General features: G+C 71.2%; 14 protein-coding genes. 10 read left to right on the forward strand and 4 right to left on the reverse strand.

What is annotated here, in order from left to right; translation table 11 throughout:
- Positions 1–95: 95 nt before the first annotated feature.
- Positions 96–2,450 carry a SulP family inorganic anion transporter gene (locus ACH4FH_RS24905; protein WP_398558098.1) on the reverse strand — a complete coding sequence of 785 codons (2,355 nt, stop codon included), beginning with the start codon at positions 2,448–2,450 and terminating at the stop codon, positions 96–98.
- A 324-nt stretch (positions 2,451–2,774) separates the two neighbouring features.
- Between ACH4FH_RS24905 and ACH4FH_RS24910 the strand changes: the two genes are divergently transcribed.
- Positions 2,775–4,088, forward strand: coding sequence for a hypothetical protein (locus tag ACH4FH_RS24910; RefSeq protein ID WP_398558099.1), 1,314 nt, complete (start codon positions 2,775–2,777; stop codon positions 4,086–4,088).
- Here the strand turns inward: ACH4FH_RS24910 and ACH4FH_RS24915 are convergent.
- Entirely contained in the window at positions 4,069–5,055 is a 987-nt protein-coding gene (locus ACH4FH_RS24915; protein ID WP_398558100.1) for an ATP-binding protein, read from the reverse strand. The genes ACH4FH_RS24910 and ACH4FH_RS24915 overlap by 20 nt on opposite strands.
- A 101-nt stretch (positions 5,056–5,156) precedes the next feature.
- On the opposite strand from ACH4FH_RS24915, the gene ACH4FH_RS24920 reads away from it, so the two are divergent.
- A complete protein-coding gene (locus ACH4FH_RS24920) occupies positions 5,157–6,017 on the forward strand; it encodes an oxidoreductase (RefSeq protein WP_398558101.1) in 861 nt (286 codons plus the stop codon).
- A gap of 397 nt (positions 6,018–6,414) precedes the next feature.
- On the opposite strand, the gene ACH4FH_RS24925 is transcribed toward ACH4FH_RS24920, so the two are convergent.
- On the reverse strand, positions 6,415–7,293 hold the full coding sequence (locus ACH4FH_RS24925) for an HAD-IB family hydrolase (RefSeq protein ID WP_398558102.1): 879 nt from the start codon (positions 7,291–7,293) through the stop codon (positions 6,415–6,417).
- Positions 7,294–7,749: 456 nt separating this feature from the next.
- Here ACH4FH_RS24925 and ssd point away from each other — a divergent pair, with 456 nt between their 5' ends.
- The 7 genes from ssd to ACH4FH_RS24960 all read left to right on the forward strand — a co-directional run bounded on the left by ssd (position 7,750) and on the right by ACH4FH_RS24960 (position 14,195).
- Positions 7,750–8,931 carry a septum site-determining protein Ssd gene (gene ssd / locus ACH4FH_RS24930; RefSeq protein WP_398558103.1) on the forward strand — a complete coding sequence of 394 codons (1,182 nt, stop codon included), beginning with the start codon at positions 7,750–7,752 and terminating at the stop codon, positions 8,929–8,931.
- Between the two features lie 412 nt (positions 8,932–9,343).
- Entirely contained in the window at positions 9,344–10,501 is a 1,158-nt protein-coding gene (locus ACH4FH_RS24935) for a TadA family conjugal transfer-associated ATPase (protein ID WP_398558104.1), read from the forward strand.
- A 503-nt stretch (positions 10,502–11,004) separates the two neighbouring features.
- Complete coding sequence (locus tag ACH4FH_RS24940; protein ID WP_398558105.1) at positions 11,005–11,763, forward strand: type II secretion system F family protein; 759 nt, start codon at positions 11,005–11,007, stop codon at positions 11,761–11,763.
- 269 nt (positions 11,764–12,032) lie between these two features.
- Positions 12,033–12,620 (forward strand): type II secretion system F family protein, encoded by a 588-nt coding sequence (locus tag ACH4FH_RS24945; RefSeq protein WP_398558106.1) that lies wholly within the window; start codon positions 12,033–12,035, stop codon positions 12,618–12,620.
- A gap of 34 nt (positions 12,621–12,654) precedes the next feature.
- The gene (locus ACH4FH_RS24950; protein ID WP_398558107.1) at positions 12,655–12,843 is read left to right on the forward strand and encodes a DUF4244 domain-containing protein; all 189 of its coding nucleotides are present in this window, start codon (positions 12,655–12,657) and stop codon (positions 12,841–12,843) included.
- Between the two features lie 676 nt (positions 12,844–13,519).
- Positions 13,520–13,843, forward strand: a complete 324-nt coding sequence (locus ACH4FH_RS24955) for a TadE family type IV pilus minor pilin (RefSeq protein ID WP_398558108.1) — start codon at positions 13,520–13,522, stop codon at positions 13,841–13,843.
- Between the two features lie 40 nt (positions 13,844–13,883).
- Complete coding sequence (locus ACH4FH_RS24960; RefSeq protein WP_398558274.1) at positions 13,884–14,195, forward strand: Rv3654c family TadE-like protein; 312 nt, start codon at positions 13,884–13,886, stop codon at positions 14,193–14,195.
- Positions 14,196–14,416: 221 nt separating this feature from the next.
- On the opposite strand, the gene ACH4FH_RS24965 is transcribed toward ACH4FH_RS24960, so the two are convergent.
- Positions 14,417–16,834 carry a DEAD/DEAH box helicase gene (locus ACH4FH_RS24965; RefSeq protein WP_398558109.1) on the reverse strand — a complete coding sequence of 806 codons (2,418 nt, stop codon included), beginning with the start codon at positions 16,832–16,834 and terminating at the stop codon, positions 14,417–14,419.
- 160 nt (positions 16,835–16,994) lie between these two features.
- Between ACH4FH_RS24965 and bldG the strand changes: the two genes are divergently transcribed.
- Positions 16,995–17,336 carry an anti-sigma factor antagonist BldG gene (gene bldG / locus ACH4FH_RS24970; protein ID WP_004571875.1) on the forward strand — a complete coding sequence of 114 codons (342 nt, stop codon included), beginning with the start codon at positions 16,995–16,997 and terminating at the stop codon, positions 17,334–17,336.
- The last annotated feature ends 26 nt before the right edge of the window (positions 17,337–17,362 follow it).

A 17,362-nucleotide genomic window follows, 5' to 3' on the forward strand; every position in this document is an offset into this window, starting at 1 on the left:
AGCTCATCAGCCCGTGGCCACCCCTGACAAGGCCCGCCGGGGTAAATTGGTGTAGACCTGTCGTTTCCTCCTCTCTTCACGGGCGCTTTCCCAGGTCAGACCGTGACCGGAGCCGCTTCGGCACGCACCGCGCAGAATCGCCCGCTGGCTTCGTCCAGGACGTATGCCTGGGCCTCGGCGACGTGGAAATACATGCCGTGCAGAGCGAGCGAGCCCTCGGCTACCCGGCGGGCCACGCAGGGGTGCGCCATCAGGTGGTCGAGCTGCTGCATGACGTTGACCAGTGCCAGCCGCTCCTGATCGTCAGCCACCGGCCGCTCGGAGAGCGCCACTTCGCCCCTGCCGAGCCGCCCGATCCGCTCCATGCGCGCCAGACTCGGCCGGCCGTGCCGCAGCCAACGGGTGAGCAGGGTCGCGTCGTCGGACTGCGAACCGCCCGGCGCATCGGCTGCCGTGGAGGTGAGCAGCGCTGCCATGGCGCCGCATCCGGAATGGCCGCAGACCGTGATGGAGCCGACCTTGAGCACGTCGACGGCGTACTCGATCGCCGCCCCCACGGAGTCGCAGGAGCTGTCCGAGCCGGGCGGCGGCATCAGGTTGCCGACATTGCGGACGGTGAACAGGTCCCCCGGGCCACTTGATGTGATCATGCTCGTGACCAGCCGGGAGTCCGCGCAGGTCAGAAAGAGCTGAGTGGGTCGCTGGCCCTCGCGCGCCAGCCGGGCCAGCTCCTCGCGCACCAGGGGAGCGGTGTGACGCTGGAACGCGCTCACGCCGCCCATCAGCTGGCTGCCACTGGACTCCGGTACGGATTCGCGGGCCGGGACCGGGCGGGTGCAGTGGTGATTGCGCCATGGCGTCCACGGCCGGCAGGCATGCGCACTGGCGGGCTCGGCGATCGGCCGGCCGGAGCGGCCGCCGAGGGTCACCCAGCCGCCGTGCGCCTGATGGGCGGTGGACCAGGTCTGCAGCGCTTCGTAGGCGGCGTGGTCCATGAACGAGCCGCACAGCTCGACCACGACATTGGCCTGCGGGGGCACCAGGGCGAGTGTCCGGGTCAGCCGCGGCACTGCCAGGAACGTCAACTGGCCGGTGACGCGTACCCGGTGACTGTCGGGCTCCTCGGTCACCGTGATGCGGGTGTGCGTCAGCCGCCGAAGTGCGAGGAAGACCGCGACGGCGATGCCCGTCGCCACGCCCTGCAACACGCCGAGGACGACCACCGCGCCCAAGGTGGCGGCGTACACCGGAAATTCGCGGTGCCGCTGCACATGCCGGATGTGCGCGAAGCTCACCATCCGGATGCCGACGACCATGACCAGCGCGGCGAGCGCGGCCAGCGGGATCTGCTCCAGGGCCCCGGCCAGCAGACCCGCACACACCAGCACCCACACGCCGTGCAGCACGGTGGCCCGGCGGCTGACCGCACCGGCCTTCACATTGGCCGAGCCGCGCATCGCGCCCCCGGAGATCGGAAAGCCCCCCAGCAGTCCGGACAGGGCATTGGACACGCCCTGACCGGCCAGTTCGCGGTTGAGGTGCGCCCGCCCCGCGGGAGCGCCCGGCTGCTCGGCCGCGAGTCGGTCCACCGCCACGGCGGACAGCAACGACTCCATGCTGGCGACGAGGGTGACGGTCAGCACCGCGGCGGCGATGGCCGGGATGGAAGCGTCCGGCAGCGCGGGCAGCTCGGGCATCTGCCAGGACGGCAGATCGACCCTGGGAACGGCCAGCCCCGCGCTGGCGGCTGTCGCGGCGAGGACCGCGGCCAGCGGGGCGGGCACGATCCGCGCCCAGCGGCCGGCGCGGCCCGGCAGCCGGCCCCAGCCCACCAGTACGGTGACGGTGATGGCGCCGATCAGCAGCGCGGCGACATGCGGATGCTCCAGCTGGCCGGGCAGCGCGGCGGCGTTTTCGAGCGCCGAGCTGTCGGGGCTGCCGCCGAGCACCACGTGGAGCTGTCCGATCGCGATCGTGACGCCGATGCCGGCCAGCATGCCGTGCACGATCGCCGGGCTGATGGCCAGCGCCGCGCGCGCTACGCGGGCCGCCCCGAGGGCGAGTTGCGCGAGGCCCGCGAGGACGGTGATCGCGCAGGTGGCGCGCCAGCCGTAGCGCTGGACGAGGTCGGCGGTGACCACCAGCAGGCCGGTGGCCGCGCCGCTGATCTGGAGCGGCGCGCCGCCGAGAAGTCCGGCGACGATGCCGCCGACGACCGCGGCCACCAGGCCGGCCTGGGGCGGTGCGCCGGTGGCGAGGGCGATGCCGAGTGACAGGGGGACGGCCAGCAGAAAGACGACGATCGAGGCGGAGAGGTCCCGGCGGGCCGCCGTGCGGCGGGCCCCCTTCTCGTGGGGTTCGGGCCGTGGCTTTCGGGGGGACTCGGGGGGCAGCTCCGAGTGGTGCGACATGTGCTGCGGCTGCGGCCGCGACTTCTCGATCTGGAACATTCCCGTCTCCTCCGGGGCGACGCGGTCGCGCGGGGCGCGATCGTGGGCGGCGGTGTACTGCGGCGGGACGCGAGCTGACCGGGTGGGTCGTCGCGGTGCGTGATGGTCTGGTGACTCTCAAGCTTCGGTAAATGAATCGTAATGCTACGTAAAGCCCCAGAGAAGTCTTTTCGGGCATACGAGCCAGTCGTTCCACCTATCGGGTGAATATGATGACTAACGGCTTGTCGTTTTAATCCCTCTTCTTGGTGTATGCGATCTTGTGGGCAGTTTTTCCGATTTATTCCTCGGAAGGTGCGCACAGCGCCAGGAATGAGGTGGCTGATGGCAGCCGCATCAAAAGTCACGGCGGGGCTCGCGGCGGCGGTGGCGATGGCTGCCGTCGCCGGCTGCTCCGCCTCGTTGCAGAGCGGGTCGCCGCCGAACACGGAGAAGGGGCGCGCGGCGCTCAAGGGGCAGACGATCAGACTCATCGGAGACGGCTCCACGGCCTACACCGGCGCGCAGCCGAACCAGCCCAAATCCAAGCGACTCAAGCGGGGACAACGGCCACCGCAGTTCGTGGTGTTCTCCTGGGACGGAGCAGGCGAGGACAACCAGAGGCTGTTCTCCCACTTCCGTGCCGTCGGCAAGAAGTACGACGCGACCATGACGTTCTTCCTCAGCGGCGTGTACATGCTCCCCGGCTCCGCCAAGGAGCTGTACAACCCGCCCAAGCACAGCGCCGGGGCCTCTGACATCGGCTTCAACGACGTCAACGGGATCAAGGCCACCGTGGCGCAGATGCGCGGCGCCTGGCTGGAAGGTCACGAGATCGGCACCCACTTCAACGGCCACTTCTGCGGCTCCAACGGCGGCGTCGGCACCTGGTCGCCGGAGGAGTGGAAGAGCGAGATCCAGCAAGCCGAGACGTTCGTGAAGAGCTGGAAGACCAACGCGCAGCTCAAGGGTGAGGAGCCGCTGCCGTTCGACTACTCCAAGGAGCTGGTCGGCGGCCGTGCGCCGTGCCTGGAAGGCCAGCGCAATCTCCTTCCCGCCGCGAAGGAGATGGGCTTCCGCTACGACGCGAGTTCGGTGGGCGGCCGGCAGACCTGGCCCCAGCAGATCGACGGCATCTGGGACTTCCCGCTCCAGCAGGTCCCTGTTCCGGGCCGCAACTTCGAGACCCTGTCCATGGACTACAACTTCCTGGCCAACCAGTCCGGGACCACCAAGGGCGACCCCGCGATGCACGCCGCCTGGGGCACTCAGATGCGGGACGGCCTGGTGAGCGCCTTTCAGCGCGCCTACCAGGGGAACCGGGCGCCGCTGTTCATCGGCAACCACTTCGAGTCCTGGAACGGCGGCACCTACATGAAGGCCGTCGAGGACACCATCAAGACGGTCTGCCCCCGAAGGGGCGTCCGGTGCGTCAGCTTCAAGCAGCTGACCGACTGGCTGGACGCGCAGGACCCGAAGGTGCTCGACAAGCTGCGCGCCCTGCCCGTGGGCCAGGCCCCGAAGGGAGACTGGTCGGGGTACCTGACCGACTCGCCCTCCTCTTCGGCACCGTCCCGACCGGCGGGGCCGTCGCTGCCCGCGCGGTCGGCCGTGCCGGCGGAGCCGGCCCATGCGGAGGTCAGGCAGGCTGAGGAGTAACCGCACCCTCGGAGAGCACGAAGGCGGGGTCGACCTGGGCTGCCAGGTCGGCCCCCGTCTTTGCGTTGCCCCAGCTCTCCGCGTTCTTCAGATGGAAGTGGACCATCTGCCGGGTGTAGCGCTCCCAGTCGCGGTGTGCGTACGCCGCGTCGGCCGTGGCGTGGAGCGTCCCGAGGGCCCGCCTGTTGTGCTCCTCCAGCTGCGTGAAGTGTGCGGGCCGGCCCTTCTCCATCGCCCGCACCCAGTCGGAGTGGCCGACGGTCACCAGCAGGTCGTCGCCCACTTCCGAGTGCAGGTAGGCGAGGTCGTCGGCGCCCTGGATCTTGTTGCCGACGACCTTCAGCGGAACGCCGAAGTCTCTGGCGTACTCCTTGTACTGGCGGTAGACGGCGATGCCCTTACGCGTCGGCTCGGCGACCAGGAAGGTCATGTCGAAGCGGGTGAACATCCCGGAGGCGAAGGAGTCCGAGCCCGCCGTCATGTCCACGACGACGTACTCCTCGCGGCCGTCCACGAGGTGGTTCAGGCACAGCTCGACCGCCCCCACCTTGGAGTGATAGCAGGCCACCCCGAGATCCGATTCGGTGAACGGGCCTGTCGCCATCAGACGTACGGAGGTCTCGTCGAGCCGCACGGACCTGGCGCAGGCGTCGAAGACGGGGTTCTCCTCGCACACCCGGAGCAGCTGCGAGCCCTCACCGGGCGGCGTGGTCTTGATCATCGTCTCGGCGGAGGCGATCCGGGGGTTGCTGCCGCGCAGGTAGTCCTTGATCAAGGGGAGATGGGCGCCCATCGCGGGGAGTGCGGCCGCCTCTGACTCGTCAAGACCGAGGGCCGGGCCGAGGTGCTGGTTGATGTCGGCGTCCACTGCGATGACCGGGTGTCCGGCCGCGGCGAGATGACGGATGAACAGGGAGGACAGGGTGGTCTTGCCGCTGCCGCCCTTGCCTACGAAAGCGATCTTCATGTTCACCAAGGGTAATCGTAGTATCGCTTTGAGTGAGAGGTTTGCGTGAAGAAGACCACTCCTTCGAGGGGTGTGGCCCCGTGGTGCGTAGGGTCGTACCCATGGCAGCAAACCCGCGGGGGACGACCCCCGAACCCCCGGCCGCGAGCGCCGATCCGCTCGCCACCCTCGCGTCACTCCCGGGCGTGGCGGATGCCGTGGACTCCGTGCGCAAGGGCGTCGACCGGGTCTACGGGCACCGGATCATGCGGCGCCGCAGCAGCGAGGTCACCTCGGAGGCCGCCCTGCGTGGAGCGCGTGCTTCCGCCGCGCTCTCCGGGGCGGACTGGGAGCTCGAAGAGGTCAGGCGGCGCACCGACTTCGGAGTCGACGGCGAGCCGCGGACGGTCGGCGCGGCGCTGCGGTTGACCGCCGAGGCTGGGCAGTTGTTGAGCGTGTGGCGGCAGTCGCCGCTGCGGGTGCTCGCGCGGCTCCACTTGGTGGCCGCCGGTGGCGGCGCGTCGGACGACGCCGTGGGGCGGCCGCGGCTGGCCGGAGAGCCTGTGGCCGAGGAACAACTGGTGGAGCTGACGCTGCCGGAGGCCGACGAGGTCGCCGGCCGGTTGGACGGTCTGGCGCGGATGCTGCTCGCGGGCAGCGAGGCGCCTGCCCTGGTGACGGCCGCGGTGGTGCACGGCGAGCTGCTGGCGCTGCGGCCATTCGGTTCGCACAACGGGCTGGTCGCGCGGGCCGCGGAGCGGATCGTGCTGGTCGGCAGCGGACTGGACCCCAAGTCGATCTGCCCGGCGGAGGTCGGGCACGCCGAGCAGGGGCGGGCCGACTACGCCGCCGCGCTGGAGGCTTACGCCTCGGGTACTCCGGAAGGGGTCGCGGCGTGGATCGCGCACTGCGGGCGCGCGGTCGAGCTGGGCTCCCGGGAGAGCACCGCGGTGTGCGAGGCGCTGCAGCGCGGCGCCGCATAGGTGAGGGAATAGGCGCAGTTCAGGGCCGGTTGCGGCAGCCCGGTCGCGGAAGGCTTTCGCCGGGCGTGTCGCCCGGCCTCCGTCCGAGTGGCCCTGAACAGGGTTGCGGCGGTACCCGTTGCTGGTGGGTACCGCCGCTGGCATGTCCGCCGGGTTACCATGCGTGCTCGGATTTTGCCGATCAGGTCGGAATCTTCGTCCGGTTACCTGGTGCGGCTGGCCCGTAATCGACGGGTCGGCGTCGCGTGGGTGCCTGGCATTCATGCATCGGTCCGTGGGGCCTTGATGCGTTAAAGGTAGTCCTCTCGGATGTCCTTGGTCTCGCGGGCCGTTAATTCCTTTGTACTACTGATACGGGGGAAGCGGAACCCTGTGTCGCAGATCTTTACTCTGCGCGTCAAATGCGTTGAATACGGGCCAGGCTTTCCCGCGCCGTCCGTCGCCTGGTCGAGTACCAGACCAGTCCCGCCGTTGCCGCGGCCGCGGTCAGTGCGGCAGCGGCGAGAACCGGCCGCGAGGGCATCGACAGCGACGGCAGTCGTTGCTTGAGCGGAACGGGGCGGGTGAAGGAGAGAACCGGCCAGCCTCGGGCGGCCGCCTCGCGGCGCAGCGCCCGGTCCGGGTTGACCGCGTAGGGGTGGCCGACCGCCTCGAGCATCGGGACGTCTGTCGCGGAGTCGCTGTACGCGTAGCAGCGGTCCAGGTCGTACCCCTCGGACGCGGCCAGTTCGCGGACTGCCTGGGCTTTGGTCGGCCCGTAGGCGTAGTACTCCACCTCTCCGGTGAAGCGGCCGTCCCCGCCGACGACCATGCGCGTGGCCACCACCCGGTCCGCGCCGAGGAGTTCACCGATCGGCTCGACGACTTCGGCACCGGAAGTGGAAACGATCACGACATCGCGGCCGGCGGCGTGGTGTTCCTCGATGAGAGCGGCCGCCTCGTCGTAAATGATCGGGTCGATCAGATCATGCAGGGTCTCGGCGACGATTTCCTTGACCTGGGCGACATCCCATCCACGGCAGAGGGCGGACAGATACTCACGCATACGCTCCATCTGGCCGTGATCGGCGCCGCCCACGAGGAACACGAACTGCGTGTATGCGGTACGCAGAGCAGCCCGCCGATTGATCAGGCCGCCTTGGTAGAACGACTTGCTGAAGGTCAGCGTGCTCGACTTTGCAATGACGGTCTTGTCCAAGTCGAAGAACGCGGCAGTACGGGGAGTCGAGTGAGGCACGGAGTGGTTTTCCACGGGGCGAGCATATGCGCCCACCATTCGGCGTAAGGTGCGGCGCGTGGGTTTGCCTGAGAAGGCCCTCGGGTACACCATGGAAGTCACGGATCGTTCGCGACCGTGCTAACCCGGTCCGGCTCCTCCCCCCCCGAGTCGGCCGTGGGGACGACCCCCGCTCTCCCCCCCGGCGGGGGTCGTCGCATGTCCGGACGCATTTTGAGCCTTCGGGCACGGCTCCGCCTCCCCTTCTCCGCCTTGTGGCGCCGGCGCTGACGCCGACCTTCCATCGTCACTCATAGTAGTCATTTCGCTGCTCTGTGGAAGCCTCTCTGCGGTCGAAACTGCCGTTCCCACCGAATAGGTGACGGAGTTATTCACAGGCGCGGAGTTGTCCACAGATTTGGGTCAAGATCCGCGGGATTTTCCCGATCGCTGCACCGTAAAAACCCCGCGGAACTTCGCGGGGATGTGAGTTCTGTAGCGATAGGGGAACGCAGCGTGTCCGGAACCTTGGCGTCCGATCAATCGGTTCACGTCGGCGAAGAGCGGAGGGGGCCGCTCCTCATCACCGAGGACGAACAACTCCTCGACGATCTCCTGCGGCTGTGCGCGGCGGCCGGTGCGCTGCCCGAGGCGGTCCACGGCCCGCCGGACCGCAAAGGCGACTGGGAATCAGCGCCGCTGGTCATCGTCGGCGAAGACTGCGCGCCCCGCCTGCGGGACGCGGGCAGGCGGCCGGGGGTCCTCTTGGTCGGCAGGGACGCGGACGACTCGGCTGTCTGGCGGCTGGCCGTCGCCATCGGTGCGGAACGCGTCCTGACCCTCCCGGACGGCGAGCGCTGGCTGGTGGACCGGATCGCCGACGCGGTCGAGGATGTCGGCGATCCGGCCGTGACGGTCGGAGTGATCGGCGGCCGCGGTGGGGCCGGTGCGAGTTCCGTGGCCTGCGCGCTGGCCGTCACGGCCGCCCGTTCGGGGCGGCGCACCGTGCTCGTGGACGGCGATCCCCTGGGTGGCGGGCTCGATGTCCTGTTGGGGGGTGAGAAGGAGAAGGGCCTGCGCTGGCCGGCCTTCTGCGAATCGCGCGGCCGGGTGGCGTGCGGGGCCCTGGAGGAATCGCTGCCGCGACTGCACTCCCTGCGGGTGCTCAGCTGGGACCGTGGAGCCGAGGTCACGATCCCTCCCGCGGCCATACGAGCGGTCATGGCAGCGGCCCGCCGCCGTGGCGGAGTTGTGGTGGTGGACCTGCCCCGCCGGGTGGACGAAGCGGCGGCGGCGGTGCTCGCCCAGATCGATGTAGGACTTCTGCTCGTCCCCATGGAGTTGCGAGCGGTCGCGGCGGCCAAGCGTGTGATAGCCGGTGCGCAGCGGATGGTGCGTGATCTGCGCGTGGTGGCGTGCGGCGGCCCGGATCCGCACATGGGCCTTGACCCGGAGGAGACCGCCCGGCTCTTGGAGCTGCCGCTTGCGGGCGAAGTGGCTTGGGAGAAGGGCCTGTTGGACGGACTGTCCCGCGGCGTTCCCCCGGGATCGAACGTGCGCGGGCCTCTGGCGCGGTTCTGTGCGGGCTTCTGGGGCCGGGCGCTGGCTGAGGGCGATGGGGCGGGTCCGGCTTCTGCGAGGAAGGCGGCCTGGGGCGGGACGGGGTTCGGCGACGTAAGGGGAGGTGTGCCGGGGTGAGGCTGGGGAGTGGGCCGGGCGTGGCGCGGTGGTGGAGGGGCGCGACGGCTATCGACGCGCCGTCGCCCGGAAGCCGGGCCAGGGCGGCGAGGGCTGGTGCGCGGATCGGGAGTGTCGCTGCCGGGACGGACGCTGCTTGTGGGGCCGGATGTTCGGGCCGTACCGACGGGGTTCGGGGTGGTGGCTTCGAGTGGGCTCCGCGGTGGTGGTGGCGGGACGGCTTCCGTTGCGTCGCCGGGTGGTGGGCCGGTGCGAGGCAGGGGACGGCCCCGTGGCCGCGGACACGCAGCGCAGAACCGAGGTCAGGAGGAAGGCAGGGGCCGGGAACGGGGAGCTTGCCGGGCTGGTGGGGGCAGCTGCCGCCGCGCGGCGGAGGAATGGCCTTCCCAGCGGCCTGGGCTGGTGGTCGTGCGTGAGCCGGGAACTGCTGGACGTCGTGCGCAGCAGGCTGGCTGAGGCCGGGGCGGAGCCCACACCCGCTCGGGTGGCGGTGGCGCTGCGGGCGGAGGGACGACTCCTCGGGGACGCCGAGGTGCTGAGCGTGGTGGCCGCGTTGCGGTCCGAGATGGTGGGCAGCGGTCCGCTGGAACCGCTGCTGGCCGCGCCGGATGTGACGGACGTACTCGTCACCGCGCCGGACGAGGTCTGGGTGGATCGGGGCGGCGGCCTGGAGCGCACGGACGTCCGCTTCCGCGACGCGGCGGAGGTGCGCAGGCTCGCCCAGCGGCTCGCGGCGGTGGCCGGCCGGCGGCTGGACGACGCCCGGCCGTGGGTGGATGCCAGATTGCCGGACGGCACGCGGCTGCACGCCGTACTCCCACCGGTCGCGGTCGCCGGCACCTGTCTGTCCTTACGGGTGCTCAGACCACGCGCCTTCGGGCTCGCGGAACTGGTCGCGGCCGGCACGGTGCCGCCCGGCGGGGACCGGTTGCTCAGGGCGGTCCTGGCTGCCCGGCTGTCATTCCTGATCAGCGGGGGTACGGGCTCAGGGAAGACCACGCTGCTCAGCACCCTGCTGGGGCTGGTCAGCCCCGCCGAACGGATCGTGCTGGCCGAGGACTCGGCGGAACTGCGTCCGGACCACCCCCATGTGGTGCGGCTGGAGACGCGGCCGGCGAATCAGGAGGGTGCCGGCCGCGTGACGCTCCGGGACCTCGTCCGGCAGGCGCTGCGCATGCGACCGGACAGGCTGGTGGTGGGCGAGGTGCGCGGCGCCGAGGTCACGCACCTCCTGGCGGCTCTCAACACGGGCCACGAGGGCGGCTGCGGCACCGTGCATGCCAATGCCGCATGTGACGTCCCCGCCCGCCTGGAGGCGCTCGGCTCGACCGCGGGGCTGGATCGCGCCGCGCTGCACAGCCAGCTCGCGGCCGCCCTCTCGGTCGTACTGCACCTGGTACGCGACCGGCACGGCCGACGGCGTATCGCCCAGGTGCATGTCCTGGAGCGGGATCGCAACGGCTTCGTGGTGACAGTGCCCGCGGCGGTATGGGCCGCGGACGGCTTCCAAGAGGCGCGTGGATGGGGGCGGTTGATGCGGTTGTGTGAGCGAGGAGGAGGCGAGCTCTGAGCTTGGAGGAAGGGAGCCGGGCACCGGTGGACCGGTGGACCAGTGGGCCCTTGGGACTTCTGCGCTGACGGGTTCGCCGGGCGCTGGGAGGGGTGGACCGGCCGGGCCTTTGGCGCCGGGCGCGGTGAGGGGCGAGTGAGGACGAACGGGGTGGGGGCGTGGTGTTGGGGTCGGTGGCGTCGAGCATCGGGCTGTCGGTGCCGGCCGGGATGGCAGTCATCTGTGCCGGGGCCGCGGGCTGGTTGGCCTGTGGTGGGTGGGACGACACGGGACGACGGGCTCGGGCGTTGCTCGCTGGTGGCTCGGACGGGGTGGTAAGTGAGGCGGGTGGTGCGAGTGGTGCAAGAGGCGGGGCGTCGAGGCTCTCGGCAGTGGTGCGAGAGATGGCCGGGGAACGGGACTGGGGCCTCAGGTCGGGCGCTGCGGTGCGGAGATGGCTCGCAGGGCGTGTGGTGGAGGCGCCGGGCTCAGCGCGGCGGCTGCGACTGGGGCGGAGGGTGGCCGTGGGCCGGGAGGCGTGGTGCCTTCCGGCGGGGATCGGCCTCGGCGTGCTGGGCAAGTCGGTGCTGCCCGCAGTGGCCTCGGTGGTGGCGGCGTTCCTTATCCGCCGTTGGCTGACCGCTCGCGACATGGAGCGCGCACGTGACCGGCGGGCGGCCGAGGTGATCAGCCTGTGCGCGACGGTGGCCGGCGAGTTGCGGACAGGACGCCAGCCTGCTCAGGCGCTGCTCGCGGTCCGGGCTCCCTGCCTGGGCGCAGCGGGCTCGGTGGTTCTGGCGGCAGCGCGTTACGGCGGTGACGTGCCTCAGGCGCTGCGAGACGCTGCGCGGCTGCCCGGAGCCGACGGTCTGACGGGCGTTGCCGCGTGCTGGCAGGTCGCGGTGGAGGGCGGCGCCGGACTGGCTGCAGGGCTGGAACGCATCGCGGACGGGCTCCGATCACAACGCGTGCAACGTGACGAGCTGCGTGCCCAGTTGGCGGGCCCACGCGCAACGGCCTTGATGCTCGCACTGTTGCCGGTCTGCGGACTCCTGATGGGCAGTGCACTCGGCGCGGACCCGTTGCGGGTGCTGCTGCACACCCCTGTCGGCTGGGGGTGCCTGGTGATCGGCGGGCTGCTGGAGTGGGTCGGCGTGGCGTGGACGGCACGCATCGTCGCCGATGCGATGCCGCCGATACCGCGTGCCGCCGAGGTACGCATCAATGCCGGCACCGGAAGTGATCGGCTGCGAGGAGAGGCGAAGGCGGGGTGGAGGCTGTGAGCGAGGAAGTTGTCCACAGGGTGGGGATGGTGATTGCGGCCATCGGAGGCGTGCTGTGCGCGGTGGCCATGGCACGCGGGGTATGCCGGCGACGGGCCGTGCGGAAGCGGGCGTCGGTTGTCTTCGGGGGGCGTCCGGACCGGTGTGACCCCGGGCGGAGCGGCGGCGCCCGGAGGCTGTGGCACCGGATCGCACGGGCCGGGCATCGGGATACGGGGCGTCGTGGCGCGAAGGGCGGCGGTCGTCGAGGTCGTGGGCTGACGGAGTGGGTGGGACCGCTCGGCGCGGGCGGGTTCATGGTCATCCTCGTGGGAGGGGCACCCGGATTGTTGATGGGCATCGCCGTCGGCTTCGGGGCTCGCAGCTGGCTCGCGCGTCAACGTGTCGGGCAGAGTGCGCGGTTGGCGAAGGCCCGCGTGGAAGAGGACCTTGCACCGGTCGGCGATCTTCTGGCCGCGTGTCTCGCGGCGGGCGCAGGACCGCGGGAGGCCGCCGAGGCGGTGGGGCGCTCGCTCGACGGGCCGGTTGCCGTGCGGCTGCGTCACGTGGCGGCGGAGCTGAGGCTCGGCGGCGAACCGGCCACCGTATGGGGACGGTTGGCAGACCTCCCCGGGGCCGAGACGTTGGCGCGCTGCATGGAGCGTGCCGGGATATCCGGGGTGCCGGCCGTCGAGGCGGTGTCGCGCATTGCCGCGGAGCTCCGGGCGGAACGGGGCAGGGCGGCGGCCCAGCGAGCGCGCCGGGCCGGTGTGCTGGTCACTTTGCCGCTCTCGGCGTGTTTCCTGCCGGCGTTTCTGACGCTCGGAGTGGCACCGGTGCTGATCGGTCTGGCCGGCGGGCTCTTGGGACGTAACTGATCTGTTGGTGAGGCCGATTTCAAGGGGGTTGGAGATGTTTCGACGGTGGCGCGCGGAGTTGCGCGCGGCGGGCAAGGACCGGGGAATGGCAACGGCGGAGTACGCCGTGGGAACCCTTGCGGCATGCGCCTTCGCGGCGGTGCTCTACAAGGTCGTGACGAGCGAAGCGGTGCAGGCGATGCTGCGGTCGGTGATCCAGAGGGCCGTCGATGTCCAGTTCTGAGGGCAGGGCGACGGCTGGGGAGCGCAGGACGCGCGGGGAGCAAGGTCAAGGTGAGGGGGCGTGCGGTGTTTTAGGGCCTGCGCGGATGGTTGAGCCGCTGGGGGCACGCGGGTGGCTTGGGGCGCGTGGTCCGGCCGCTACCCGTGAACTCTTGTCGGCCAGTCAGAGGGCCGGGGGAGCGGGTGTGGCCTGTGGAGCGGCGGACACGGGGAGGGCCAAGGCCCTGGGCGTCGCCAGGGCGGCTTCCTCTGGTAGATCCAGTTCCCCGCGCATCGGAGGGCCCGCCGGCACTCCCGTCGGCAAACCGCGGCGACCTGGCACACCCGGAGGAGCAGCGGGCCCGACCGTCGGCTGGGCTTGCGACGGCAGTGCCGGGGCCAACGTCGGCAGCGCCGCCGATATAGGCGCCGGGGCGGCCAGAGACTCGGACGTCGGCGGCGCTGCCGATGCCGAAGGACCTGCCGTACGTCATGCGGCCTTCGCCAGTAGGGCGCCGGGTCCCCGGCGGAAGGGGAGAGCTGCGTCCGCGGGCGGGAGTTGGAGGGGGCCGGGCGGCGTGAGGCGACGTAGGGCCCGATGCAGGCGGGGCTGGGCGGACGCCGCCGCGTCCTGCAGGGGGCGGCCTGCCAGAGGCGCCGGCCATGGCGCCAGGCGGGCGCCTCGTGACGCCGGATTCGTGACAGCGGAAACGGCCCTGGTGATGCCGGTGCTGGTGGCTGTCGCGGGGGCTCTGATCTGGGGCCTCATGGCGGTCTGTGCCCGCATCGAGTGCGTCGACGCGGCGCGGGCCGGGGCGAGAGCGGCTGCGCGTTCCGAAGCCCGGGGGGCCGTGCTCAAGGCGGCACGCGACGCGGCGCCACGCGGAGCGCGGGTCGGCCTGGCCAGGGAGGGCGACCTGGTGCGCGTACGGGTCGTGGCGGATCTGCCGGGGATGGGACGTCTCGCGGTGAAGGTCGAGGGGGAGGCGGTGGCTCTTGCGGAGGAGACGGTGGGGCGATGAGGGCTCGGCGACGGTATGGACGGTCTTCGCTGCGGCGGCGTTGTGTGCGGTTTTCACGGCGTTGATCGGGCTGGGGCAGGCCGTCACGGCCCGGCACCGGGCCGGCGGCGCGGCGGACCTGGCGGCGTTGGCAGCGGCGGATCGCGCCATGGAGGGCCGGGCCGTGGCCTGCGCGGCAGCCCGCCGGGTGGCAGCGGCCCAGCACAGCCGCCTCGTGCGCTGCTCTGTGGCTGCCGCGATCGCCGACGTATCAGCCGAGGCAGGAAGTCACCCCTTCACGTCCCGGGTACGGGCCCGAGCGGGGCCGCCGCTCGCCCCGTCGCCCCGCCCCGGGGCGGAAGGGCGTCCCTGAGGATGTGGCCGGGGCGGAAGCTGGGCCGGTGGGCCGCGGCTCCCAACACCGAGGTCAGGACCCCACCTGGGCCCCAGTTGCGGCCCCAGCTGGGCACCCGGCTCAGCGGCCCTCCCCTCTGGGCCCACACCTCAGCTTCAGCCCGCCCCTCCAGCAGCCCCAGCAGCCCCAGGGCGCACGATCGCCCCCGCCGCGCCCCTACGCCCTAAGCCCCTAAGCTCCTACGCCCCGGGAGCGTCCCCCGGCTCCTTCGGCGCCTCCGCATCGTCCGGCGCCTTGGGTGCCTCCGCAGCTCCTCGAAGCAGTTCGCCGAGGAGCCGGATCGCCCCTCGCTTGTGGAGGGGGTCGTTGCCGTTGCCGCACTTGGGGGACTGGATGCAGGAGGGGCATCCGGCGTCGCATTCGCAGGAGGCGATCGCCTGGCGGGTGGCGGTCAGCCAGTCGGCGGCCGTGTGGAAGGCGCGTTCGGCGAAGCCGGCGCCGCCCGGGTGGCCGTCGTAGACGAAGACGGTCGGAAGGAGAGTGTCCGGGTGCAGGGGGACGGAGACGCCGCCGATGTCCCAGCGGTCACAGGTGGCGAAGAGCGGCAGCATGCCGATGGAGGCGTGCTCGGCGGCGTGCAGGGCGCCGCCCAACTGCTCCGGGTTGACCCGGGCGGCGTCGAGTTGGTCCTCGGTGACCGTCCACCACACCGCCCGGGTGCGCAGCGTCCGCGGGGGCAGGTCCAGCTTGGTCTCGCCCAGGACCTCGCCGGTGATCAGCTTGCGGCGAAGGAAGGAGACGACCTGATTGGTGACCTCGACGGAGCCGAAACACAGCCGGGCGTCTCCCCAGGGGATCTCGGTGTCGGTTTCGAGGATGGAGATGGCGGTGGTGTCGCGCGCGGTCGTCGAATAGGGCGGGTTGGCCTCCTCGACGAGGGCGACATCGTCCTCCAGGTCGAGGTGCTTGACGACGTACGTACGGCCCTGGTGGAGGTGGACGGCGCCGTCGTGGACGGTGGTGTGCGCCGCGCCGGCGTCCACGGTGCCCAGCAGCCGCCCGGTACCGGCTTCGACGATCTGCACCGGCGAGCCGCCCTGACCGCGGATGTCGGCCAGGTCGGCGGCCCGCTCGCGGCGGGTCCAGTGCCAGGCCCTGGCGCGCCGGCGCAGCAGGCCGGCGGCCTCCAGCTGCGGCATCAGCCCGGCGGTCGCGGGCCCGAAGAGCGGGAAGTCGGCTTCGGTGAGCGGGATTTCCGCCGCCGCCGCGCACAGGTGCGGTGCGAGCACGTAGGGGTTGTCCGGGTCCAGGACGGTGGATTCGACGGGCTGGTCGAAGAGCGCCTCGGGGTGGTGAACGAGAAAGGTGTCCAGCGGGTCGTCACGGGCCACCAGGATGGCGAGCGCCCCCTGCCCGGAGCGGCCCGCCCGCCCGGCCTGCTGCCACAGCGAGGCGCGGGTTCCGGGGTAGCCGGCGATGACCACGGCGTCGAGGCCGGAGACGTCCACGCCCAGTTCGAGTGCTGTGGTGGCGGCCAGGCCGAGGAGATCACCGTTGTGCAACGCGCGTTCGAGGGCGCGCCGCTCCTCGGGCAGGTAGCCGCCGCGGTAGGCGGCGACCCGGGCCGGCAGCGAACGGTCCACCTCCGCGAGCCGTTCCTGCGAGATCAGGGCGATCAGTTCCGCACCGCGACGGGAGCGTACGAAGGCGACAGTGCGGACGCCCTGGACGGCGAGGTCGGTGAGAAGGTCCGCGGTCTCCGCGGTGGCGGTGCGGCGGACAGGCGCGCCCTGTTCGCCGTGCAGCTCGGTCAGCGGAGGCTCCCACAGCGCGAAGACCAACTCGCCGCGCGGCGAGGTGTCCTCCGTGATTTCCACCACGGGCAGGCCGGTGAGCCGGGTGGCCGCCTCGGCCGGTTCCGCTGCGGTGGCGGAGGCGAGAAGGAAGACCGGGTCGGAGCCGTAGCGGGCGCAGATTCGGCGCAGCCGGCGGATGACCTGCGCGACGTGGGAGCCGAAGACGCCGCGGTAGGAATGGCATTCGTCGATGACGACGTAGCGCAGCGCCCGCAGGAAGGACGACCAGCGGTGGTGGGCCGGAAGGATGCCGCGGTGCAGCATGTCGGGGTTGGTCAGCACGTAGTTGCCGTACTGGCGGACCCATTCGCGTTCCTCGACGGGGGTGTCGCCGTCGTAGACCGCCGGTCGGATGGCCGAGCCGAGCGGAGCCGCGATATCCCGGACGGCGCGCCTCTGGTCGGCGGCCAGCGCCTTGGTGGGGGCGAGGTACAGGGCGGTGGCGCCGCGCCCGTTCGGCGCTTCGGAGCCGTCCAGGAGCGTCGAGAGGACCGGCGCGAGGTAGGCCAGGGACTTGCCCGAGGCGGTGCCGGTGGCGACGACGACCGACTCGCCGCGCAGTGCGTGTTCGGATGTCCGTGCCTGGTGAGCCCACGGACGCTCGATTCCGGCCGAATGAATGGCGGCGATCACTTCCGGCCGGATCTGTTCGGGCCAGTCGGCATGGCTGCCGATGCGCGGGGGCAAGTGCTCCGTATGAGTGATGCGTTCAGCGCGGGTCGCTCCCCGGGCGAGACGGTCGAGAATCATGCCCGGGGTGGGTCTCGTGCCCGCATCCGGCGGGAGTCGATTGGAGGCCATCGGCACCGAGTGTGTCACCGGAGTGACGGACAATGCTCACAAGGCGTCGTGCGCGCCTGCTGGTAAGTGATTGAATGCCATCGCGGCTGCCGATCCGCCCCCACCATGGTGGGGAGGCCCCAGGGGGGCGACCGCTCGATAGCAAGGTGCTGGAGGATCCGTGGACCTGTCCCTGTCGACCCGGACCGTTGGCGACCGTACGGTCGTCGAGGTCGGTGGCGAGATTGATGTATACACCGCGCCCAAGCTGCGTGAGCAGCTGGTCGAGCTTGTGAACGACGGAAGCTACCACCTCGTGGTGGACATGGAACGTGTCGACTTCCTCGACTCCACTGGGCTCGGCGTTCTGGTCGGTGGACTGAAGCGTGTGCGTGCCCATGAGGGCTCGCTGCGCCTGGTCTGCAACCAGGAGCGCATTCTCAAGATCTTCCGTATTACCGGTCTGACCAAGGTGTTCCCGATTCACACCTCGGTCGACGAAGCCGTCGCAGCCACTGACTGACGACTTCGCGGTACCCCGCGCCGCTC

Source organism: Streptomyces sp. NPDC017993 (genome assembly GCF_044328065.1).
Lineage (GTDB): Bacteria > Actinomycetota > Actinomycetes > Streptomycetales > Streptomycetaceae > Streptomyces.

Coding starts and splice junctions, on each gene's coding strand:
- ACH4FH_RS24920 (WP_398558101.1), top strand. CDS start 5,157: ATGGCAGCAAACCCGCGGGGGACGACCCCCGAACCCCCGGCCGCGAGC.
- ACH4FH_RS24915 (WP_398558100.1), bottom strand. CDS start 5,055: ATGAAGATCGCTTTCGTAGGCAAGGGCGGCAGCGGCAAGACCACCCTG.
- ACH4FH_RS24905 (WP_398558098.1), bottom strand. CDS start 2,450: ATGTTCCAGATCGAGAAGTCGCGGCCGCAGCCGCAGCACATGTCGCAC.
- ACH4FH_RS24910 (WP_398558099.1), top strand. CDS start 2,775: ATGGCAGCCGCATCAAAAGTCACGGCGGGGCTCGCGGCGGCGGTGGCG.
- ACH4FH_RS24965 (WP_398558109.1), bottom strand. CDS start 16,834: ATGGCCTCCAATCGACTCCCGCCGGATGCGGGCACGAGACCCACCCCG.
- ACH4FH_RS24925 (WP_398558102.1), bottom strand. CDS start 7,293: ATGGTGGGCGCATATGCTCGCCCCGTGGAAAACCACTCCGTGCCTCAC.
- ACH4FH_RS24950 (WP_398558107.1), top strand. CDS start 12,655: ATGTTTCGACGGTGGCGCGCGGAGTTGCGCGCGGCGGGCAAGGACCGG.